Source organism: Acetobacter tropicalis (genome assembly GCF_030644465.1).
GTDB classification, from domain to species: Bacteria; Pseudomonadota; Alphaproteobacteria; order Acetobacterales; family Acetobacteraceae; genus Acetobacter; species Acetobacter tropicalis.
This window is the reverse complement of record NZ_JAUYUW010000001.1, coordinates 2,951,029-2,972,794: the sequence shown is the minus strand read 5'-3', so window position 1 is coordinate 2,972,794 and position 21,766 is coordinate 2,951,029. Positions and strand designations below refer to the sequence as shown.

24 protein-coding genes and 1 pseudogene are annotated in these 21,766 nt (G+C 54.2%); 6 read left to right on the top strand and 19 right to left on the bottom strand.

Annotation, left to right across the window (positions count from 1 at the left end; all coding sequences use genetic code 11):
• Window positions 1-1,074, bottom strand: a complete 1,074-nt coding sequence (locus QWU00_RS13470; protein ID WP_035378115.1) for a hypothetical protein — start codon at window positions 1,072-1,074, stop codon at window positions 1-3.
• Window positions 1,075-1,344: 270 nt separating this feature from the next.
• On the opposite strand from QWU00_RS13470, the gene QWU00_RS13465 reads away from it, so the two are divergent.
• Window positions 1,345-2,271 carry a sulfotransferase gene (locus QWU00_RS13465; RefSeq protein ID WP_150395563.1) on the top strand — a complete coding sequence of 309 codons (927 nt, stop codon included), beginning with the start codon at window positions 1,345-1,347 and terminating at the stop codon, window positions 2,269-2,271.
• 71 nt (window positions 2,272-2,342) lie between these two features.
• On the opposite strand, the pseudogene QWU00_RS13460 reads toward QWU00_RS13465, so the two are convergent.
• The 3 genes and pseudogenes from QWU00_RS13460 to QWU00_RS13450 form a co-directional block, all read right to left on the bottom strand.
• Window positions 2,343-2,531, bottom strand: a pseudogene (locus tag QWU00_RS13460) (transposase); the annotation flags it as partial.
• Window positions 2,532-2,604: 73 nt separating this feature from the next.
• On the bottom strand, window positions 2,605-2,871 hold the full coding sequence (locus QWU00_RS13455) for a DUF1150 family protein (protein WP_006560106.1): 267 nt from the start codon (window positions 2,869-2,871) through the stop codon (window positions 2,605-2,607).
• A gap of 85 nt (window positions 2,872-2,956) precedes the next feature.
• Window positions 2,957-3,457, bottom strand: coding sequence for an Hsp20 family protein (locus tag QWU00_RS13450; protein ID WP_035378112.1), 501 nt, complete (start codon window positions 3,455-3,457; stop codon window positions 2,957-2,959).
• A gap of 239 nt (window positions 3,458-3,696) precedes the next feature.
• On the opposite strand from QWU00_RS13450, the gene def reads away from it, so the two are divergent.
• The 4 genes from def (at window position 3,697) to QWU00_RS13430 (ending at window position 6,682) form a co-directional block, all read left to right on the top strand.
• Window positions 3,697-4,263, top strand: a complete 567-nt coding sequence (gene def / locus QWU00_RS13445) for a peptide deformylase (protein WP_052051166.1) — start codon at window positions 3,697-3,699, stop codon at window positions 4,261-4,263.
• 17 nt (window positions 4,264-4,280) lie between these two features.
• On the top strand, window positions 4,281-5,237 hold the full coding sequence (gene fmt / locus QWU00_RS13440) for a methionyl-tRNA formyltransferase (protein WP_035378111.1): 957 nt from the start codon (window positions 4,281-4,283) through the stop codon (window positions 5,235-5,237).
• A gap of 27 nt (window positions 5,238-5,264) precedes the next feature.
• Window positions 5,265-6,083, top strand: a complete 819-nt coding sequence (gene truA / locus QWU00_RS13435; protein ID WP_035378109.1) for a tRNA pseudouridine(38-40) synthase TruA — start codon at window positions 5,265-5,267, stop codon at window positions 6,081-6,083.
• Between the two features lie 131 nt (window positions 6,084-6,214).
• Window positions 6,215-6,682: a YaiI/YqxD family protein gene (locus QWU00_RS13430; RefSeq protein WP_035378107.1), complete on the top strand. Its 468-nt coding sequence runs from the start codon at window positions 6,215-6,217 to the stop codon at window positions 6,680-6,682.
• Window positions 6,683-6,691: 9 nt separating this feature from the next.
• Here the strand turns inward: QWU00_RS13430 and QWU00_RS13425 are convergent, their stop codons facing one another.
• The 8 genes from QWU00_RS13425 to rpmH all read right to left on the bottom strand — a co-directional run bounded on the left by QWU00_RS13425 (window position 6,692) and on the right by rpmH (window position 13,648).
• A complete protein-coding gene (locus tag QWU00_RS13425; RefSeq protein WP_052051165.1) occupies window positions 6,692-7,315 on the bottom strand; it encodes a hypothetical protein in 624 nt (207 codons plus the stop codon).
• Window positions 7,312-8,526, bottom strand: coding sequence for a succinyl-diaminopimelate desuccinylase (gene dapE / locus QWU00_RS13420; protein ID WP_081938953.1), 1,215 nt, complete (start codon window positions 8,524-8,526; stop codon window positions 7,312-7,314). Before dapE ends, QWU00_RS13425 begins: the two co-directional genes overlap by 4 nt.
• A gap of 19 nt (window positions 8,527-8,545) precedes the next feature.
• The gene (dapD, locus tag QWU00_RS13415) at window positions 8,546-9,394 is read right to left on the bottom strand and encodes a 2,3,4,5-tetrahydropyridine-2,6-dicarboxylate N-succinyltransferase (RefSeq protein WP_035378104.1); all 849 of its coding nucleotides are present in this window, start codon (window positions 9,392-9,394) and stop codon (window positions 8,546-8,548) included.
• A 163-nt stretch (window positions 9,395-9,557) separates the two neighbouring features.
• The gene (argB, locus tag QWU00_RS13410) at window positions 9,558-10,463 is read right to left on the bottom strand and encodes an acetylglutamate kinase (protein WP_006559464.1); all 906 of its coding nucleotides are present in this window, start codon (window positions 10,461-10,463) and stop codon (window positions 9,558-9,560) included.
• A gap of 32 nt (window positions 10,464-10,495) precedes the next feature.
• Complete coding sequence (gene yihA / locus QWU00_RS13405; RefSeq protein WP_006559465.1) at window positions 10,496-11,179, bottom strand: ribosome biogenesis GTP-binding protein YihA/YsxC; 684 nt, start codon at window positions 11,177-11,179, stop codon at window positions 10,496-10,498.
• Window positions 11,179-12,930 carry a membrane protein insertase YidC gene (gene yidC, locus QWU00_RS13400; protein WP_035378101.1) on the bottom strand — a complete coding sequence of 584 codons (1,752 nt, stop codon included), beginning with the start codon at window positions 12,928-12,930 and terminating at the stop codon, window positions 11,179-11,181. The genes yihA and yidC overlap by 1 nt, the downstream gene beginning before the upstream one ends.
• A gap of 152 nt (window positions 12,931-13,082) precedes the next feature.
• Window positions 13,083-13,490: a ribonuclease P protein component gene (rnpA, locus tag QWU00_RS13395; RefSeq protein WP_052051164.1), complete on the bottom strand. Its 408-nt coding sequence runs from the start codon at window positions 13,488-13,490 to the stop codon at window positions 13,083-13,085.
• A 23-nt stretch (window positions 13,491-13,513) separates the two neighbouring features.
• Entirely contained in the window at window positions 13,514-13,648 is a 135-nt protein-coding gene (gene rpmH / locus QWU00_RS13390; RefSeq protein WP_035378099.1) for a 50S ribosomal protein L34, read from the bottom strand.
• A 153-nt stretch (window positions 13,649-13,801) separates the two neighbouring features.
• Between rpmH and QWU00_RS13385 the strand changes: the two genes are divergently transcribed.
• Window positions 13,802-14,248, top strand: coding sequence for a hypothetical protein (locus QWU00_RS13385; RefSeq protein ID WP_035378097.1), 447 nt, complete (start codon window positions 13,802-13,804; stop codon window positions 14,246-14,248).
• Window positions 14,249-14,366: 118 nt separating this feature from the next.
• Here QWU00_RS13385 and gloA read toward each other — a convergent pair whose 3' ends face one another.
• From gloA to bamA, 7 genes are all read right to left on the bottom strand, one after another.
• Entirely contained in the window at window positions 14,367-14,759 is a 393-nt protein-coding gene (gloA, locus tag QWU00_RS13380) for a lactoylglutathione lyase (protein ID WP_006559470.1), read from the bottom strand.
• A gap of 128 nt (window positions 14,760-14,887) precedes the next feature.
• Entirely contained in the window at window positions 14,888-15,730 is an 843-nt protein-coding gene (locus tag QWU00_RS13375; RefSeq protein WP_035378095.1) for an LpxI family protein, read from the bottom strand.
• On the bottom strand, window positions 15,727-16,581 hold the full coding sequence (gene lpxA / locus QWU00_RS13370) for an acyl-ACP--UDP-N-acetylglucosamine O-acyltransferase (RefSeq protein WP_035378241.1): 855 nt from the start codon (window positions 16,579-16,581) through the stop codon (window positions 15,727-15,729). The genes QWU00_RS13375 and lpxA overlap by 4 nt, the downstream gene beginning before the upstream one ends.
• A 136-nt stretch (window positions 16,582-16,717) precedes the next feature.
• Complete coding sequence (gene fabZ / locus QWU00_RS13365) at window positions 16,718-17,194, bottom strand: 3-hydroxyacyl-ACP dehydratase FabZ (protein WP_081938952.1); 477 nt, start codon at window positions 17,192-17,194, stop codon at window positions 16,718-16,720.
• Window positions 17,195-17,239: 45 nt separating this feature from the next.
• A complete protein-coding gene (gene lpxD / locus QWU00_RS13360; protein ID WP_035378093.1) occupies window positions 17,240-18,328 on the bottom strand; it encodes a UDP-3-O-(3-hydroxymyristoyl)glucosamine N-acyltransferase in 1,089 nt (362 codons plus the stop codon).
• 2 nt (window positions 18,329-18,330) lie between these two features.
• Window positions 18,331-19,206 carry an OmpH family outer membrane protein gene (locus tag QWU00_RS13355; RefSeq protein WP_081938951.1) on the bottom strand — a complete coding sequence of 292 codons (876 nt, stop codon included), beginning with the start codon at window positions 19,204-19,206 and terminating at the stop codon, window positions 18,331-18,333.
• Between the two features lie 4 nt (window positions 19,207-19,210).
• Window positions 19,211-21,655, bottom strand: a complete 2,445-nt coding sequence (bamA, locus tag QWU00_RS13350) for an outer membrane protein assembly factor BamA (protein ID WP_035378089.1) — start codon at window positions 21,653-21,655, stop codon at window positions 19,211-19,213.
• Between the last annotated feature and the right edge of the window lie 111 nt (window positions 21,656-21,766).

Below are 21,766 nucleotides of genomic sequence, written 5' to 3'. Positions count from 1 at the left end.
TTAGTGCTCACCTTTCAAAAATTTTCTTTTTATTTTCCCCAGACCATCAAATACCTTTCCCGCCTTAAGTAGAAAAGCATTATAAGATATAGATTGAGACACTCCCCTTATATCTTCCATCACTCCTTCTTGCTTTTTCAATAAAGCCGACATGGTATGTGAATTTATTTTTATAGAATTTAGTTCATTATCCAAACAGTCAATTCTCTTTTCATGCTGAATAAGGGTATCGTTTAAACAACTCATTTTCTCCGTAACATTGTGAACCAAATGATACACGTGGCCAAATCCTCGCTCAGTCGCCACACGATTATAAAAGGCTGATTCTGGCATTATTCCGTTTCGAAAAATGTGATTATGGAAAGCTGTCTCTGCATTTTTATCCACTTGTTGCAAAATATTATTTTGAGCCCAAGGAGGGGATGGCTCTTTATAGTCATAGTGTAAAAATGCGTGCTGTTGATTAGTAGCGTATATATTTCCTTGAAATATAAGTTGCAAAAAGAAATCCCAGTATGCATAGTGTCCCAGTTCTGGATTAAATTTTCCTTTTTTAACAAAACTTGTGCTGAATATAGCTTGATCTAATGAAAATTGATTTCTAAATATCATATCACTAATATTTACAAAGCCTTCTTCTAATGCTGGCTGAATATGATGGGTTTCTTCATTTCTAAAAATATTCTGAACATAGTAACCATAATTCTCTGTTCCACGACACACATATGCGGCAATAGAATTATATTTTTTTTGTATAGTTTTCAAGTCAACACAAGACATTCTAAAATAGTCAGGACTCCATTCTGTCCCCTCATTACAAATTATACAATAAGGCGTTACAACGTCAGCCAGAGCCATATTTAAGTCTGAAGCCCAACAGCCTTGAGTATTTACAATCTGTAAATACCCACAATCTTTAAGATTATTTTGCACATCATCAAGACTTTTCTGTGGAAGCCCATAGTTTATTATAAATATATTACATAATTTTACGTTTTGCTGCACGATACTTTTAATCGTTTTATTTAAAGCTGCATCGTGCTTAGCTCTAACCAAAATTGATATTTCTGTCATCTATCCAATCCAGCTAAGTATGAAATTTTTTCCTTCATAGCGGAACAATTTCGTAGGTGGAGTACCCTTTTTAGGCTTTTTACCAATATATTGATTTTTATATGTGATCCTGATGCTATTTCTTGATTTTCTCTCGCCTCAATTTTCCTATTGCCAGAAATGAAAAAAATGGCGAATTCGAAAGGTTTTTTAATTTCATATAAAATCCATAGAGAAATTTTATTTAAATTCTGTATAATACTTTTTATCTATTGAATATAGGATTGCTATATGCGTTTTGTTTTTATTTTAGGTTCACCCTTTTGCGGTTCAACTGCGGTTGGCAATATGCTCAATAGCCACGAACATATTTTTCACGCTGGTGAAGTCGATCGTCTAGCCATTTTTTCCAGATATCGAAACCACGATGCTCATCTCACTGTGAATGGGTGCTCTTTATGTAGTTTACAAACCTCTATCAATAACTGTACTGTATGGAACAATTATCCCACCGAACCACTGGAATCAAAGGAAAAGATAGTTTCTGCATATTATAATCTAGCCAAAAATTCAAAGAAGGAAATTATTTTAGACAGTTCCAAAAATGCGGACTGGCTTACCCTGTTATGGGAGGGAGGATTGGATACATGCTCTTCTATTATTTTATCAAGAAACCCTTTTTCTTTTGCATATAGTCACTTTAAAGCAACAGGCTTTCCTTTTTGGCAAGGAATTGAAGCATGGCGCAATATCTACGATCATTGTTTACGAGTAGTCTTAAGTCGAGGAATCCCATTATTATCATTGAAACACTCTGACTTACTTAATGATGCTGATAATTTTTTTTCAAAAATTCTTTATTTCCTTCAACTTTCAGGAAGCGTAGATTACAATCATTTCTACCAGTATCCCTGTCATGCTTTGGGAGGAAATGTTGGCTCTTTTCTTAAATATCCAAATTTTAATTTTACAGACTACTTAAATAAAGAACTGAAAGAAAATCGCAATTCGACAATCCAAGAATTATTTGAAAAGAATTTATCTCCAGCATCACCTACACAACGTTCTGATGATGCTTGGCTTCGCCATTTATCTACGGATGATATTGCTTCTGGTTTAAGTTTACCTGGAGTTGTAGATACAATGACTTTACTAGGCTATAATCCAGCAAAAATAGTATACGAAAAAATAGAATGGGATAACAATAATTCTAAATAAACAATATATAAACGACAGCGGCAAGAATGTTAGCTAGAGCATGTCCACTTTATTCAGGCTCACATTTTGCTCGGGTTGAAATCGGGACTATAGGGAGACAGGAACATCATCTGTCCCCCATTCGTTCGATCGCCTTTCGCGCCCCCGCAACCTTGTGGGCGGGCAGATTGTCCAGCGCGACGATATCCCCTAGGCTCAGCGTCGGCACGAGATCATGCTCTAACATAGGGCTGAAAAATATCGCTGTTCATAGCGTCATCCATGCCCCATGTCACCCACACGATTCATGGTTCAGTGTACGCACTCTAGATAGCTTATAGTTCAAAGGAATTGTTACTGTAGGCTGGCAGGGATCATGTCATGGTGAAGGATAATTCCCCATGCCGTTTCCATATCATCCACCACGGCCAGAGGGGAGCCGTCGGCGGCATGAATGGCGCATCCTTCCTCGCCATCTTCTGTTAGAGCGGGGCGGATGTACGCAACATTTTCCAGCCCTAGAGACCGGAACTGATTTTCAGAAAGCTGGTGGACATCAACCGGGGTTTCCGACTGATCTGGCACAAGCTCAACACGTCCATTCTGGGTCGTGACTCTCATAGTGCCCTCCTCAATCCTTGCCAAAACCAATACTGCAACCACCTTCCATCCCCTTTTCCTTTCACAAAAAGGGCGAGCAAGGCCTTCAGTTGCCCTCTCTTTCATCCACCGTATGCAGCACACGGGCCGAACGCGGTTTCAGGGCGGCTGCGCCGTTAACAGGATGCGCCTTCTGGCCAGCCTGCATGATCTCGATCCGCTTTACACGCACTTCCGGCTGCGGACGGAACAGATCAATATGCAAAAGTCCGTTATCAAGCCATGCGCCGCCTATCTCTATGCCTTCAGCCAGCACGAAAGCCTTTTGAAACTGGCGGGATGCAATCCCCCGATGCAGAAAAATACGCTCTTCCGCGTCTTCCACCTGCCGACCACGGATAACAAGCTGGTTGTCTTCCTGCGTGATTTGCAGATCATCCATCCGGAAGCCGGCAACCGCCAGCGTGATCCGCAGCTTGTTGGGGGCCATCTGCTCAATATTGTAGGGCGGATAACCGTCACTTGCCCCTTTGCTGGCGCGCTCAAGCATCTGTTCAAGATGATCAAACCCCAGAAACATGGGCGAGCCAAATACTCTGCCTGACATAGAGCCTCCTCCTTTCTGAGCGAGACAGGACCGGACCCTGATGGCATCCGGTTTCTTCACGATATGGGAGACCTGCGCCGCAACGCAAGACGGCGCGCGCCTTACCACACGCTCTCAGGCTCTCCTTTTGGACCATTTGTGAACATTCCGTGCCACAGTGCGGCATATTTCACACGTTTTGTGCCGCCATGCTGTTGTTGCCTCTGGCATCCTGAAGCCGGGGGCGCTAAATCGAGCATATGACAAACGCAGCTCTGACAGACGCAGCCATTGCCGCTGCAGCGGCCGAGGCCGCGCCCATGCCGATCCTCGTTGCCCCGCATGCCGTGCTGCGGCGCAAAACGCGCGAGGTCAAACCCGAAGATATGGCAGAAATCCGCCGTATTCTGCCCAGCATGTTCTCTGCCATGTATGAAGCGCCCGGCATCGGCCTGGCTGCACCGCAGGTTGGCCTTAGCCTGCGCTTTGCATTGGTGGATCTGGGTGAAAAAGATGCCCGCGAGCCCATTATCATGATCAACCCGGAAGTTGTGGCAGAGTCAGAAACATTGGCCGCACGGGAAGAAGGCTGTCTCTCCCTGCCTAACCAGTATGCAGAAGTCACTCGCCCTGAACAGGTCCGTGTACAATGGCGGAATGTTGACGGGGACCTCATGGAGCGTGAAGTGGACGGTCTGCTGGCCACCTGCATGCAACATGAAATCGACCATCTGGAAGGCGTGCTGTTTGTGGACCATCTGTCCACCTTGCGCCGGAACATGATTCTGCGGCGGCTGGCCAAGGAACAGAAAATGAAGCGTTCCTAAAGCCGGAGGCGAGGCCGATGCGCGTCATTTTTATGGGCACCCCGGATTTTGCCGTGCCGGCCCTACACGCCCTCCATGCTGCCGGTCATGATATTGTTGCCGTTTACACGCAGCCGCCTCGGCCCGCTGGTCGCGGCAAAGCCCTCCGGGCCTCACCCGTACATCAAGCCGCCGATAAACTCGGGTTGCCGGTAAGGCATCCTGTTTCCCTGCGCAAAAATACTGAGGAATGGGCCGTTTTTGATGGCTTTCAGGCAGATGTGGCCGTGGTTGCGGCCTACGGCCTCATCCTGCCCCAGAGCATGCTGGATACGCCTCGTCTTGGTTGCCTGAATATTCACGCAAGCCTTTTACCGCGTTGGCGGGGCGCTTCTCCTATCCAGAGCGCCATTCTGGCTGGCGATACGGAAAGTGGCGTGACCATCATGCAGATGGAAGCCGGGTTAGATACCGGCCCAATGTTGCTGCGCGGGGCCGTGCCCATTACCAGCCAGACAACCGCCACATCGTTGCATGACGCTCTGAGCGCTCTGGGTGGATCGCTGGTTGTGCGCACGCTGACGGAAACTCCGCTCCCTACCCCGCAGCCGGAAGATGGCGTGACCTATGCCCAGAAGCTGACACGCGAAGATGGACGTATCAACTGGCAGGAGAGCGCCAGTGCCATAGATCGCCGCATCCGAGCCCTTACCCCGTGGCCTGGCACATTCACTGTGCTGAACGATGGCATGATTATCAAGATCGGAGCGGCCACCCCTCTTCCGCAGTTTCATCACACCGCCAGGCCCGGCACTCTTCTGGACAACACTTTAACAGTGGCCTGTGGTGAAGGTGCTGTACGCCTCACTCGTCTGCAAAAGCCCGGTCGGGGCATGATGGAGGCTGAGGCCTTCCTACGGGGGCATTCGATCCCTGCTGGTACCGTTCTGCTTACTGCGCAGGATGATGATGCTCCATCTGCGCATTCCAAATGATTCCTTTTTTTCCGCGGTCCTGCCCTTATGTCTGATCTGCTGGTTGACGAACTTCAGGCCGAGCGCGACCGAGCCCCAGCTTATCAGAGATGGGCGGTCAAACTTGAATATGACGGCACGGGCCTTGTAGGCTGGCAACGTCAGACCAGCGGCCTTTCCGTGCAGGCGCTTCTGGAGGAAGCCGCCACACGCATGGCTGGCGGCCGGCGAGTCACTAGCATTACGGCCGGACGAACGGACTCCGGTGTGCACGCCACAGGACAAGTTGCGCATCTGGATTTTCCGACTGACATGCCGCTTCTCCCTTACCGGGTAAGGGACGGATTAAGCTATCACCTAAAGCCCCATGCTGTAGCAGTCATTGAGGCCGCCCAAGTCGGGCTGGACTGGAGCGCACGCTTTTCCGCAACATGGCGTTCCTATCGCTACCGCATTCTCAACCGCCCCTCACGCCCGGCTCTGGGAGCTTCCCACGTGTGGCATCTTCGTTCACCATTGGATATTGATCTGATGCAGGAAGGAGCCAATTATCTGATTGGGTCACACGATTTCACGTCCTTCCGTGCTGTGGCCTGTCAGGCCAGAAGCCCCTTGCGTACTTTGGATATCCTGAGAGTAGAACGTCATGGCGAGGAAGTGTGGATCATCGCCAAAGCGCGCTCTTTCTTACACCATCAGGTACGCAACATGGTCGGCACACTCAGCCTGGTAGGACAGGGTCGCTGGAAACCTGAACGCATTGCGCACGCTCTTGAAGCGAAATCCCGCTGTGCGGCTGGCCCCACCGCTCCCCCTGAAGGCCTGTATCTTACCGGCGTAGGATACGAGCCAGATCCTTTCGGCTAATCACCACACATAACATTGGCTAAGGGTTAACCGTGCCCTGTCTGCTACGGGCGGATGATTGGGATCTCACTTTGCCAGTCCGTCATACAGGCTTTCCTTATAGGTCAGATAACCTGTGCTACACTCGCAGCATGATTCGTATTTTTATTGATGCCGATGCCTGCCCTGTTCGGGACGAAACCTACCGCGTAGCCGCACGCTATGGGCTGCACACTTTTGTTGTCTCCAACAAAATGATCGCTATTCCAGCCTCTTCTCTGATTGAACGTATTGTTGTGACAGAGGGAATGGATGTGGCGGACAACTGGATTGCCGATCAGGTCATGGCTCATGATATTGTCATTTCTGCTGACATTCCGCTTGCTGCACGCTGTGTAGCAAAAGGTGCGTGCGTTCTTGACCCGCGCGGCCGTATTCTCGATGAAAATGCCATCGGCATGGCGCTGGCTATGCGGAACCTAATGGAAGATTTACGGAACACGGGGGCCATTACACAAGGTGGGCGCGGCTTTACCCGTTCAGACCGCTCCACCTTTCTTTCCGCACTGGACACAGCGGTCGTCAAAGCCAAAAAGCGGAAAGCTCTGGGTCGGCTCTAACCCCAAACCTCAGCTATTCTTCATGTTGATCATCGGCTGAAGCAGATCCTTCAGCACGATGTAATGCGGCGGCAAAAGAGCGGCAAAAACATAAAGCGCCAACGTTGCGGCAAGGATTGAAGCATACAGCAACAACGCCCGCCCACGGCTCAGGCCAAGCCCGACACGGGCCACATACCATTGCAGCCACATTTCATACACGGCCACACTCAGAACCAGAGCCCCCATGAAACCGGGCTGGGTAAGAATGGCCGGAAACAGCAGACCGGCCAGAATGGTGGCCCCAAGGGAAATAAGCAGCACAACCCAGTTGCACCATGTGGCTGCTGTTATATAGCGCAGCCACAGAACATCCCGCCCCCAGCGATGCGCATAGAACTGTGACACCACAGCAGGCAGCAAAACAACGCAGAGGGAAAGCAGGATTTTGGTCAGGCCCAGAAGCTTGTCAGGCACCACAAACACCTGCAGCACACCCACAATCAGCATAGCCAGTTGTGGCGCAAGAGCTGCCCCGAACGCATCCGGCGTACCCTCAAAGCATGCTATGCCTTCACGCCGCCCACTGGCCAGCAACAGCATGCCTTGTAGAATTCTGCGGCCACTTCCCATTTTACCCGAATTAGAAATCACGCCATGACCCCTTCCAGAAAGGTCTCATATATTTGGGTAAGTGTTTCCAGGTCTGCCACCGAGGTCTGCTCATCCACCTTATGGATGCTGGCCCCCACCAACCCGAACTCGGATACCGGGCAGTATTGCGCAATAAAGCGGGCATCAGATGTGCCGCCACCCGTATCCAGCTTGGGTGTGCGCTGCGTTACGTGCTCAATGGCTTTCACCAGAGCATCTGTTGCAGCACCCGGAGCAGTAAGAAACGACTCCCCACTAATCTTGACGACCACACGCACGTTGGGAGCGTGCTGCTGGCAGACTGTACGTAACCAGCCAGTCAGTCCTTCCCCCGTATGCAGATCATTAAACCGAATATTCAGGCGCGCTTCGGCCTGAGCAGGAATTACATTGGTGGAAGAATTACCCACATCCACACTGGTCACCTGCAAACTGGAAGGTTCAAACCAGTCAGATCCGTTATCCAAGGGCTGGGCCTGCAAAGCAGCAAGAATGGTCAGAAGCCGATGCACCGGATTATCCGCCCGATGGGGATAAGCCACATGCCCCTGCACCCCCTCAACCACAATATGGGCATTCAGACTACCGCGACGGCCAATTTTGACCATATCGCCCATGGCTGCAGGATTGGTGGGCTCCCCCACCACGCAATAATCAGGAATCTGACCTTCCTGCGCCATCCATTCCAGCACCTTTTTGGTGCCGTAGGTGGCTGGGCCTTCTTCATCTCCGGTAATCAGAAAACTGATGGAGCCTACCTGATGCCCCTTGCCTGTGAACCGGGCAACAGCAGCCACAAAGGCAGCAATACCGCCCTTCATGTCACACGCACCACGGCCATACAGTATGCCGTCTTCAATCTCGGCCGCATAAGGCGGGTGAGCCCACGCAGCCTCCGCCCCCGGCGGCACAACATCGGTATGCCCGGCAAAGCAGATATGCGGGTCAGATTTACCCAATCGCGCGAAAAAATTGGGGGTCCGTTCCGGCCCTTCCCCATAAGGAAGGTGCCAGACCTCAAACCCCAGCTTTTCCAGCATAGCGGCAAGCATCTGCTGAGCTGGCCCGGGGTCTGGGCACACTGAAGGGTGGCGGATCAACGCCTGCGCAACGGCAATCGGGTCAGTTGGCGTAGGAAGAACCTGCGCATTGCCCTGATCGGCCTTTGCCGCCGTAGCGGGTATAGTCTGCTCAGCTTCTGATCCGCTCATGCTCTCTCCGTCCCGCTGCTTAGTCGCGCAGGAGATCGTTGATAGACGTTTTTGAACGGGTGCGTTCATCAACGCGCTTTACAATCACAGCACAGGCCAACTGCGGGTTGGGCTTGCCATCCGCGCCAATGGGGTTGGAAGACGGCAGCGTGCCCGGCACCACAACGGAATAGGCCGGAACGCGACCCATGAAAATTTCCCCCGTAGCACGGTCCACAATTTTGGTGGAAGCCCCGAGGAATACCCCCATGGACAGAACAGACCCACGTTCAACAATCACGCCTTCTGCCACTTCTGAACGGGCACCAATGAAGCAGTTATCTTCAATAATGACCGGAGCAGCCTGAAGCGGTTCAAGCACACCGCCAATACCGGCACCACCACTGATATGACAGTTTTTGCCAATCTGTGCGCAGCTTCCCACTGTAGCCCAGGTATCCACCATGGTGCCGCTGCCAACGTTGGCACCCACATTCACAAAGCTGGGCATCAGCACCGCACCGGGGGCAATGTGGGCGGAATAACGCACCACGGCACCCGGCACCACGCGGAAACCGGCTTTTTCAAAACGGGCCTGGTCCCACCCCTGAAACTTGACGGGCACTTTGTCATAAGCCGGAGCACCAGCCGCAGCCCCCGGAATGACAACACTGTCATTCAGCCGGAAGGACAGCAGAACCGCCTTTTTCAGCCATTCATGCACCACCCAGCCATCTTCACTGGGGGCAGCAACACGCAGACGACCGGAATCCAGAGCTTCCAGAGCGTCTTCAATGGCTTTGCGGTCTTCACCGACGGTAGCGGAAGACACACGGTCACGTGCTTCCCACAGAGTTTCAATATGAGCGCGGAGAGTAGCTTCAGTCATAAGACACCGTCAGACATGATGGAACCAATCGGGGCAGGCCGACCCGATACGAAAAATACGGATGGACCATGCGGACAGGGCCGATGCCTGTCAACGCATCATGACACACGGACAGCCATCCGGCAGTGCCTCAGGCACTACCGCCAGCCGCCGTGCATGGGGCTTAGTCCGCCCGGATGAGTGTGCCGGAGCCGGAAGCGGTGAACAGTTCCAGCAGGCACGCGTGCGGAATACGGCCGTTGATGATCACCGCAGCACGCGCACCGGCCTGCACGGCCTGAATGCAGGTTTCAACCTTGGGAATCATGCCGCCGGTAATCACACCGTCTGCAATGGCCTGACGCGCCTGCTCGGCTGTCAGTTCAGGAATCAACTTGCCGTTTGCATCCAGCACGCCGGGAACGTCTGTCAGCATCAGCAGACGGGTAGCGTGCACGGCCCCGGCAATAGCGCCAGCCGCCGTATCGGCATTGATATTGTAGGTTGCGCCGTCTTCCCCCAACCCAACGGGAGCAATAACCGGAATCAGGCCCGAACCGGAAAGCGCATAGATGACACGAGGGTCCACCTTCACGGGCTCGCCCACAAAGCCCAGATCAAGCACCCGTTCAATCTGGCTGTCATTATCCCGCACGGTGCGTTGCAGCTTGCGGGCCGTAATCAGCTTGCCATCCTTCCCGGAGATACCAACCGCCAGCGCGCCAGCCTGACTGATCAGTTCCGCCACTTCCTTGTTGACGGAACCGGCCAGCACCATTTCGATCACATCCACCATGTTGGCGTCTGTCACCCGCAGGCCGTCCACAAAGGTGGATTTGATATCCAGCCGCTTGAGCATGCTGTTGATCTGGGGGCCGCCGCCATGCACCACCACGGGGTTGATGCCAACCAGCTTCAGCAAGGCGATATCCCGCCCGAAGGTCTGCGCCAGTTCCGGGTCACCCATGGCATGACCGCCGTATTTCACCACAATGGTGTCACCGGCATAGCGGCGCAGATAGGGCAGCGCACCGGCCAGAATGGCCGCTTCCTGATGCGGCTCCATAATGGGAGGCTTGGCGATGGTCATGGTGTAATTTCCTGCTCTCAAACCTGCCGAAACTAGAAGGACTGCGACGGCAGCGCGAATTCCGCCAGTTCCGCTCTCAACTGTTCAATACCCTGCCCTGTCTCACTGCTGGAGAGGGAGAGAAACGGGCAGGCCGCGGCATGACGGCGTGCCACAGCCAGTATGGCTTCTTCCTTGCGGGCCAGAGGGGCTGGCTTCACGGCATCGCACTTGGTCAGAACGATCTGAAAGCTGACCGCAGCGCGATCCAGCAGTTTCATGACCTCTTCATCATGCGGCTTGAGTTCAATCCGCGCATCCAGCAGCAACATCACCCGCTTCAGGCCGGGACGGCCCCGCAGGTAATCAAACATCATTTCCTGCCAGTCTTCCTTCACGGATTTGGCAGCCTTGGCGTATCCGTACCCCGGCATATCCACCAGCATCAGCCGATCCGCCAGATTGAAGAAGTTCAACTGTTTGGTGCGGCCCGGTTCGGAAGAAGCGCGAGCCAGTGTCTTGCGCCCCGTCAACGCATTCACAAGGCTGGACTTGCCCACATTGGAACGCCCGGCAAACGCAATTTCCGGCAGGGTCTGCGGGGGAAGCTGCCCCAGCTTCTGTGCCCCGAAAATAAAGTCACAGGAGCCTGCAAAAAGGAGCCGCCCTTCTTCAAGGGCGGCATCAATCTGCGCCTGACTATCCAGTTCACGGAAGGAGCGGGTTGTATCCGCCATCAGCTTTTGCTCGGCACGGATTTTTTATCCGCAGCTTTGAACCGCCCCAGAATAAGCACCTGCTGCAATGCCGTCAGCAGATTGCTCCAGCAATAATAGATCACCAAACCCACGGGCTGATGCGCCATGAAGAAGGTGAACAGCAACGGAATGAACGCCATCACCTTCTGCTGGGCCGGGTCCATGTTGGTGGAACTGGCGCTGATCTTCTGCATCAGGAACATGGTAGCACCATACAGGATCGGCCACGCGCCCAGCGCCAGCAACGGCAACACATGCGCCGGGTTGAACGGAATCAGACCAAACAGGTTGAAAATATTCGTGGGGTCTGGGGCAGAAAGGTCCTTGATCCAGCCAAAGAACGGCGCATGACGCATTTCAATGGTGACATACAGATCCTTATACAGACACCAGAACACGGGAGCCTGAATGAACAAGGGCAGGAAGCCACCAAACAGGTTCACGTTCTCTTCCCGATACAGCCCCATAATATGCTGCTGCATGGCCATGGGGTCGTCTTTGTAACGCGCGCGGATCTGGTCCACCTTCGGCTTCAGGCGGCTGGTTTTCCACGTCATGCGCATCTGCTTGATGGTCAGCGGCAGGAAGGCCAGCTTCACGATAACCGTAAAGGTCAGCAGGGCCAGACCAAAATTGCCCATCATGGAATACAGCCAGTCCAGCACGAAGAAGACCGGACGTGTCAGAAAGGAAAGCCAGCCGAAATCCACAGCCTTCCAGAACATGGGAATATGCAGGTCATGCTCATACTGGTCGAGCAGACGCACTTCCTTGGCACCGGCAAAAACATGGGCTTCGGTGCTGGCTGTCTGACCAGCGGCAACCTGAATGGGGGCCGTGCTGGTAAAGCCGACCTGATACATGTTTTTCTGCGGCAGGTACGTATAAGCGCCCACCACCTGCGCGGACTGATCAGGCACAACAGCCATCAGCCAGTATTTGTCCGTAATACCAGCCCAGCCACCAGTGCCCTGATGGCTCCAGGACACGTTATCCGGCGGAACCCCATCCTTGCGCAGGGATTTGTATGAGCCTTCGTTCAGACGACCATCAATGACGGAAATAGGACCTTCATGCACCAGCATGCCGCCGTTTGTTTCCGGCGTGTAGCCCCGGTTCACACGGTAGAAGGGATACAGGGCCACAGCCTGACCACTGGTATTGTGCACACGCTGGGTGACCGTGAACATGAAGTTCTTGTCAACCGCCATGGCGATCTCAAACGTCAGCCCCTGACCGTTATCCCATGTAAGATTTACGGGATGAGTCGCATCCAGATGCGTGTTGTCTGCTTTCCACAGCGTGTTGGCATCTGGCAGATGAACGGTTGCGTCAGACGCGGCACGCCAGCCAAAATCCACATAATCAGGTTTGGCCTGCGTTGCGTGGCTGAGCACCCTTACATCCGGGCTGTTGGCATCCGTTGTTTCACGGTACGCCTTGAGCACCAGATCATCCAGCTTGGCACCGCGCAGGCTCAGGCTGCCCTGCACGGCCGGAGCATCAATCACCACACGCGTATCAGGCCCATCCGGCTGAGCCGCGGGCTCCGCCACGCTCGGCGCTGCGGGCGCATTTGCCGACGCAGCATCCCCAGAAGCCGGGGCAGAAACAGTTTGTTGAGTGGATGTGGGAACAGGGGCCTTTGGCGCCTGCGGGAAGAAATAATCAAACCCGATAAGAACCACAGCTGACAGCAGCGTTGCCAGTATCAGACGTCTTGTATCCATTGGCTGGCCCGCTGGCCCCCCTGCACGAAACGGAACATAAAATCAGACCGCAAAACCCGGAGTCTTCACGGCACTCTGGTTCCAGCGCAGGATGAGCAGGAATGCAAGCCGAGAAAGTTACACCCCCAAGCTGCCTCGTCACGAAGCAGCATTTATTTTCTAAGGGAGTGAGCCTTTCGGTCGGCCTCGGCAAGGCATATCGCAAGGGCCTTGCGGAAATCCGCCACCAGGTCCGTAAAAAGACGTTTCCCCGTAGCAGCACGACCTATCAGAACAAGATCAAGCCCGTTAAGCGGCGTATTAGCTTCAACCAATCGCACCACTTCCCGCAACCGGCGGCGAGCCCTGTTGCGCACTACGGCGTTCCCGACCTTTTTGGTAACAGTAAACCCAACACGTGCGGCATCCGAATCCTGACGCCGGAAGAGCTGAAGGACAAGGCCCGGCACAGGCGCTTTACGCCCCCGCGCAGCCAGAAAGAGAAACTCTTTCCGATTCTTCAGACGCTGGGACCGGACAAACACCGTTCCCGCTTCTGCCTGACCTTCACTCCGGTCCATTCTGCCGGACTGCCGGTAAAGGCTTAAGCGGAAAGACGCTTACGGCCTTTTGCGCGACGGTTGCCAATAACACGGCGTCCACCAACTGTTGCCATACGGGCGCGGAAACCATGGCGGCGCTTGCGGACCAGCCGGGACGGTTGATAAGTGCGCTTCATTGCTGCACTCCCTTCATTAAAATGTCATACAGGCAGCACAGAGCCACCTGCCCAGATCAGGGGCGGCTTATACTGTTCAGATGTGTGTCCGTCAATCACAACCACAGAGTCTTCCGGCCGGTTTTACGCCACAAATGCAAAGGTTGATCCGTAGTGAACCAGATTCGTCCTTCAACCAGCCCTCTGATTGCCCTGTTCTGCCTGCCGATCCTGGGGGCTCTTGTTTCAGGCATACTGGGTCTCTCCTTCCCAGCAGGCCTGCTACCAGTGATATTGGCCGCTGCCATCGGCGCGTGGCTGGGGTGCCGGTTGCATGTTGCGGCTCTCGGCCATCAGACTTCTTCTGAGACCACTCTCTCGCGGCCCGAGCAAGCCGCCGCCGCCACACAACCCGCCACGCCGCCTGCCCCCTTTTCCGCAACCGGGTCAGAGTTAACGCCCAAGCTGCGGCATGATATTCGCGGCATTATCTCTCCCGCCATGCTGGCGGCCGATCAACTTGATGAAAATCCCGACCCGCTTGTGCAGAAAGCCGCCCAGACCATTACCGAGTCCCTTGAGCGACTACTGCTCCGCCTGAAACAGCAGCCTCCTGCCTGATATCCATTTTATTCCAATCATTCAGACATCACTCAGCTTTCTGCGCCCATAAAAAATGCCGCCATGAGAGTGGCGGCATTTCCCCATCAACGGCTCTCCGAAGACTGTGGCCTTATTGTCAGTCAGGCCGCTGGATCAGTTCAATCTTGTAGCCGTCCGGGTCTTCAACAAACGCGATAACACTCGTGCCGAATTTCACGGGCCCGGCCTCACGCGTCACCTTGCCTCCACCAGCCCGCACCTTTTCTACGGCAGCGGCAACATCTGGCACGCCTACGGCAAAATGTCCGAATCCTGTGCCCACGTCGTAGCCGTCATCCTTGCCCCAGTTATAGGTCAGTTCAATTTCGGCTTCTCCCGCAGCGTTATCCGCGTATCCTATAAAAACCAGCGTATACTGGCCTTCCGGCACTTCCCGACGGCGCAGTTCATGCATCCCCAGCAATTTGTAGAAAGCGATGCTGGCATCCAGATTTTTTACGCGAACCATGGTGTGCAAATAACGGGGCATAGGTTGTCCTCTCTTCAGTGCTCTGCGGTCTAAAAGAATTCTACACAGTATGGTTCACACAAAAAACCGTATGAACTTTTTGAAAACAGAGGTTCCAAAACCCCATGGACACGCTGACGGTCCGGGTTTCAGTCAGAAAACGACTCTGGCGTAATGGCTATCAGGAACAAGCCGGCCTGATCAGCGGCGGCAATGCAGGCTTCACGATCTGTCATCAATGTGTGGCCCGCTTCAAAGGCAATCCCTTTCAAGCCGGCAGCATGAGCATTCCTGACGGTAGCTGGCCCGATGGTCGGCATATCGGCACGCTTTTCCTGCCCAGGTTTCAACATTTTGACCAGCACGCCGCCGTCACCCGGCTGACGGCATTCACCTGCGCGCGCGAGCATGCGGTCCGTGCCCTCCATGGCCTCTACGGCCAATACAAGGCCATTCTGCACCACGCAGCCTTGCCCGATGTCCATGCGCCCCAAAGCCTGCACAACCTGTATACCGCGCTGGATATCAGCCTTCGCCAGTTCATCCGGAACGATACACCCCAGCACCCCAGGTTGTGCTACAGACTGCGCAAGAAATTCATGCGCGCCACGAACGGTAAACCCTTCTTCCCCCAACAGACGCACAAGGGCCGCCAACAACCCGTCATCCCCAGCGAACAAGGCGCGCCCCAACCTTGCGAGAATACGTGCGCCTTCTGCATCAGGATACAAACTACGGAGAGAAGGACGGCAAATTGGGCCTATCAGCACCAGATCCGTGCACCCATGAGCACGCAGAAGAGAGAGCATCCGTCCGGCTGCACCCAGCCGAACAGTTTCATGAGGCCAAGGCGCAATGACCTCTGGCTCAGCAAACCCTTCAAAGCCTAGAATAAAAACCGGACGCCCCGCAGCCGCAGCCGCCTCGGCAACACGGGCTGGCAGAGGGCCTCCCCCTGCCAGAATACCGACAGCGCCCGTTTGTGCGCTCACGCGCCCTCGGTTTCTGCCGTGCTGAAGTCACCCCGTGCTACGCGCACCAATCCGCGTTTGCTGGGGCCATCTATGAAGTCGAGAATTTCACGCACGCGCACATCATCGCCAAATTCACGACGCACCACATCTAGGCGCGATGCGAATGTACCGTCCTCGTCCGTCTTTGGATAAAGCGTGAAAAACGCCTTGCGCATCCTATGAATTTCAGCCGATTGCACCCCATTCCGGCGCAACCAGATCCAATGCAGCCCCACCAGACGCGCCCGGTTACCCAGTACGCTGCCATAGGGAATCACATCAGCTTCCACACCGGCCACGCCGCCAACGAGGGCTGCATGGCCAATCCGTACAAACTGATGGATGGCGGCAGAACCCATCACGCGGGCATCATCTTCAATCGTGACGTGACCGCCCATAACCACATTGTTAACGATAATAACGCGATCGCCCAGCCAGCAATCATGTGCAACATGCGCATTAGCCATGATCAATACGTTATGACCCACATGCGTCAGGCCTGTGCCGGTTGCCGTGCCGCGATGAATGGTCACGTGCTCACGCACCACCGTTCCGGCGCCAACCTCACAGCGGGTTGGTTCACCTTTATATTTCAGATCCTGCGGCGCCATACCCACAGTACAGAAGGGAAAATAACGAGACCCCTCACCCAACCGGGTATGACCATCAATCACAACGTGGGAAATAAGTTCCACATTGTCTTCAATCACCACATTCGGGCCAACCGAACACCATGGCCCAATCACCACACCACGTCCAAGCCGGGCTTCCGGTGCAACAATGGCAGACGGATGAATAACCGCTACCCTGTCTTCTCCTACAGCGTGCACCACCTCAGCTCCTCTCCTGCTTGCGCCACGCCTGCGCCTGTTTACGCATGAACCGTGAGCAGCCTTGCCTCAGAAAGCGGGCGTTTTCCGGGCAAAAATCGTCTCTCTCAAAAATTAAAGCGCTAAAACGCTTCATTCAGCCCATGATCATGGCGCTGAACGTAGCTTCCGCCACAATCACATCATCGACTTTGGCAACACCACGGAATTTCCACACATTGGAACGGTGACGCTCTTTTTTCACATGGATGCGCAACTGATCACCCGGTTCTACAGGGCGACGGAACTTGGCACCTTCAATGGTCATGAAATACACAAGCTTGCCTTCAAAGGCCTTTCCCAGCGTCAGAACCACAAGGGTAGCTGCCGTCTGGGCCATGGCCTCCACAATCAAGACACCCGGCATGACAGGCCGCTCGGGGAAATGTCCCTGAAAAAACGGCTCGTTGACGGAAACATTCTTGATACCTGTTGCCTCTTCTCCCAGGACGATTTCCACCATCCGGTCGATCAGAAGAAAAGGATATCTGTGTGGAATCGCCTGCATAATGCGGTTGACGTCAATCTTGTCGATTGTCTGAACGTCCTGCTGCGACTCTTGTTTCGTCTCCACGTCCCCTAGACCACCCTGCTCGGCCGGACAACGCCCGGCATGTGTTCACTCTTTACCCGAACCGCCTTCAGCCGATCCGGACGCTTTCTTGGCCAGCTTGCGCAACACTGCAACATTCCGGAAAAACTCCCGGAAAGGCATGGCCGGACTGCCAATAACATCCGCACCACTTTCCACATCGGACATTACGCCACACTGCGCGCCAATACGTGCTTTGGCACCAATACGGATATGACCGATCAGGCCAGCCTGTGCAGCCACAGTCACAAAATCTTCCAGAACGGTAGAACCGGAAATCCCTGCCTGCGACACCACAATGCAGCACCGTCCAAGACGGGCGTTGTGGCCGATCTGAACAAGATTGTCGAGACGCGAGCCCGCACCAATAACCGTATCGTTCACAGATCCGCGGTCTATGGTGGTATTCGCCCCTATTTCCACATCATGCTCAAGAACCACGCGCCCCAGTTGTGGCACGCTTTCAAAGCCCTCTGGCCCAACTGCAAAGCCAAAACCGTCCTGCCCGATCCGTGCGCCGGGCAGAATTATCACACGTTCCCCAATAACGGCATGAGAAACGGTAACATGGTTGCCAATTCGGCAATCCTGCCCAATTTGCACACCCCGCCCCACCACGGCGTGGGAACCGATAATACAACCCGGGCCGATTTCCGCACCGGCTTCAACAACTACAAATGGCCCTATTTCACAGGATGGGTCCACACTTGCGCTGGTATCAATGCAGGCAGAAGGATGAACACCCGGCTGTGCAGGCTTTTTGGGGTGAAAAAGGCGCGCCACACGTGACCACGCCAGATAAGGCTTGCTTGAAACCAGCGCGGCACAGTGGGGCGGAACCTTATCCGCAAAAGCGGGCGCAACAATAACCAGTCCCGCTTTTGTATCTTCCAGCAACGGAGCATAACGCCGGTTGTCCAGAAAGCTGACCTCCTGCGGGCCAGCCACCTGAAGCGGCGCAATACCTGTATATCCTGAGACAGACAGTGCCCCCTCCCGCGGAGGAAGCAGAGTGGCCTCAGTCGCATCTGCCAGAACCTGAGCCTCAAACGGACCAGACCGATTGAAAAACCGGGGATCAGCTGGCCCGGAAGAAGATGTCTGCCGCCCTGTCATGCTTATTTTTTCGGAGCAGCGGCAGGAACGGGAGCAGGCTCAGATGAACCAGCCTGCTGCTGGTCTGCGTCTGCCGTTGTCGGCATCTTGCCAGATTTTGCCAGCTCTTCCGGGTCCACATTGGCTTCCGGAATAAACACGCCCGGCAGAATACCGTTCAGCTGCTTCGCGACTTCGTTGGTAATATCCTGGCCGTCCACATGCAGAGCAACCTGCTCGCTGTGCAGAACCAGATTCATACCATGAGATGCGGCCACTTTCTGAATAACCTGCACCAGTTCACGCTCGATCTGCCCCAAAGAAACCTGAGCGGCTTCCTGAATGATGCGATTCCGATTACGGAAATCACGCTGCGCCTTCATGACACGGGCCTGAAGACTGCGTTCCCGCGTCTGGATCTGGTCTGACGTCATGGTCTTGGCCTGTGCCTGCAGCTTCTGCTGCTCATCACGCCAACCAGCCTGTTCTTTCTGCAAATCCTGCGCCAAGGCATCACGACGGCTGCCCAGAACACGTTCTACCTGCATGGCAGCAGAAGACTGACGCATCACGCCGGAAACACTGATAACCCCGATAATGGTTGTTGGCGGAGCCACGCCTTTAGGGAGATCTGGTGCTGCAGGAATAGGGGGCAGCGGCAGGACCGGCGGAGTTTGATCCGCTTCTCCGCTATCCGCTGGCGGTGCAGGCAATTGAACCGGTGCAGGTGCCGCACGGCGAGGCGCATGAGCCGCAGGAGGAGGCGCAGGCTGCTGCGCGGCCTTCGGCACAAACCAACCTCCACCGGAATTCTGCGCCATGGCCATAGGAGCCAGCGCAACAGAAAATGACAGGAGAGCCGCACCAAAAACGGCTTTTCTGCAGAAATAGGGCATCATTACCTCAGAATTGCTGGCCGAAGCCAAAGCGAAGAAGCTGCGTACGGTCATTATGGCTACGCATAACAGGAACACCCAGATCGATGTTCAGCAGGCCGAAGGGGCTCTTCCAGGAGAACCCGGCACCGGCACTTACGCGCGGCCGCAGCGTATCACCACTTACACGCGTATAGTAGGGGGCATCCGTAACAGGATTTGTCAGATTCCGGCGCACACGCAGGCCGGCTACACTCCCGGAGTCCACAAAGGCGCGTCCCTTGACGCCCATATCAGACAGGAACGGAATGGGGAAATTCAACTGGGCAGAGGCGTTATACATAAACCGCCCACCCAAAAGATCTTCAGAGGAGTGACCTGGCTGCCCCACACTACGCGGACCTGCACCCCCATCAAGGAAGCCACGCAGGTTGTTACCGCCAAGATAGAAGTTATCGATAATATCATGACGACCACCGCCCCAGTCCGTCATGTAGCCCATCCCGGCACGGAAGGACGCGGTCCATTCATGACTGTTGGTCAGGTCATCAAGCGGGATGTAATAGGCCCCGTTGATCTTGCCACGCACATAGCGTTCATCGCCACCCAGCCCGGCAAAATCACCACCGACGGAAACCATGTACCCGCTATGCGGTGCCATGTGATTATCGCGGGTATCATACACCAGATTGGTGCTGAGCTGGGAAAGAAGAGACTTACCGGACTGATCCAGAATGTACCAGGAGGACTCACTCCACGTATCACCCACGCTACGGCGAATAAGGCTGTAGTTCCAGGATTGAGACAGATAGCGGTTATAGGCATACCCCATACGGAGTGTGATCCCATACCGGCTTTCTGAATAGTTCTGGTAGGTCTGATACTTGTTCTGGATGCCAAAAATATCCACACCGGCAACCAGGTTACGCCCAAGGAAAGCCGGATTGGTCAGCGAAAAATCCGCCTGCTTTTCCCACAGAGACATGGTGCCAGACAAACCCGCGTCCACGCCTGTGCCGAGTAGGTTGTGCTGCTTGAGGCCAATATTACCAATCACGCCCACGTCTGTTGAGTAACCGCCGCCGAGTGAGAATTCACCCGTCGGCTTTTCCACAACACTGACAGCAACGTTTGTCCGGTCCTGTGATGCTCCGGGCGCTTCATCAATGGAAACACTCTTGAAGAAGCCTAGATCCTGCAACGCGGCCTTGGCATATTTTTTGTAGCTGGGGGTATACGGATCGCTTTCCGCAAACGGAAGCTGGCGGCGGATAACATTATCCTGCGTAACCGTGTTCCCATTTACATCAATACGCTCAATATAACGGCGCGGCCCTTCGCTCACATCAAACAGCAGATTGACCACGCCCTTTTCAGGGTTTCGGGCAATTTCAGGATGCACCATGGCAAAGGGATGCCCCTGCGCCTGAAGGGTTTCTTCCATGTCGGTCGCGTTATCCTGAACCGCCTTGCCATCGTACCACTGGTGCGCAAACAGTTCGATGTATTTACGCAGGGACTTGGCAGGAACGTGGCGCAGACTGGAACGAATATCCACTTTACCCAAACGGTAACGCGGGCCTTCATCCATCGTGAACGTCACATAGAACGATTTTCTATCTGGTGAGAGTTCACCCGTGGCATTCTTGATCTGGAAGTCCACATACCCGTTACTGAGATAGAAACGACGCAGTAGCTCCGCGTCATACTTCAGACGGTCAGGGTTATATTCATCAGAGGACGAGAAAAAGCGGTACCAAGCTGTTTCTTTTGAAGACACAACACCGGACAGACGCGCTTCCCCAAACGCCCTATTACCGACAAAAGCAATTTTCCGAATAAGCGTCTGCGGTCCTTCGTTGATCTGGAACACCACATCAACACGATTATGCGCCAGACGGATAACCTGAGGCGTCACTACAGCAGCGTATCGCGCCTTCTGGGCATAAACCTCAAGAATTTTCTGGCGATCATCAGCTGTATTTTCTGCCGAGAACACAGCACGCGGACGCAGGGAGATAACCTTCCGCAGGTCTTCATCCTTGGCGGCGTGATTGCCCTCAAACACAATGCGATTGACAATGGGATTTTCCACCAGCCGCACGTGCAGGATGTTTCCCTCGCGCCGCAACGTCACATCGCGGAACAGACCTGTAGCGTAGAGTGTCTTTAGCGAACGATCCAGATCATCCTGACTAAAGGAATCTCCGGGCCGCACCACCATGTAAGACAGCACGGTATTGGTCTCAATCCGGGTATTACCCGTGACCTGAATATCTTCAATCACACCACCCGGGCGCACCGGAGTAGAGGTTGAAGCGGTAAACCGATTATGGCGCTCTGCCGTTACGGCGGCAGGTGGAGTCGCCTGGGCGGCCGATGCCCTACCGGCCGCTGATGCACTACTGCTTCCCTGAACAAGGAAAGGAAGAAGGCAGACAGAAACAAACAGGGCTGAACGCTTACCCGTCAAGATATGCCACCCTCCATCCGGGTCGTTCTGTAGTCAGGAGCCGATCTCCCACCGTTGTGCCGCCCGCAGGGGGACGTATCCGATATAACCCTTGTCACGCAAGTTCTTCCG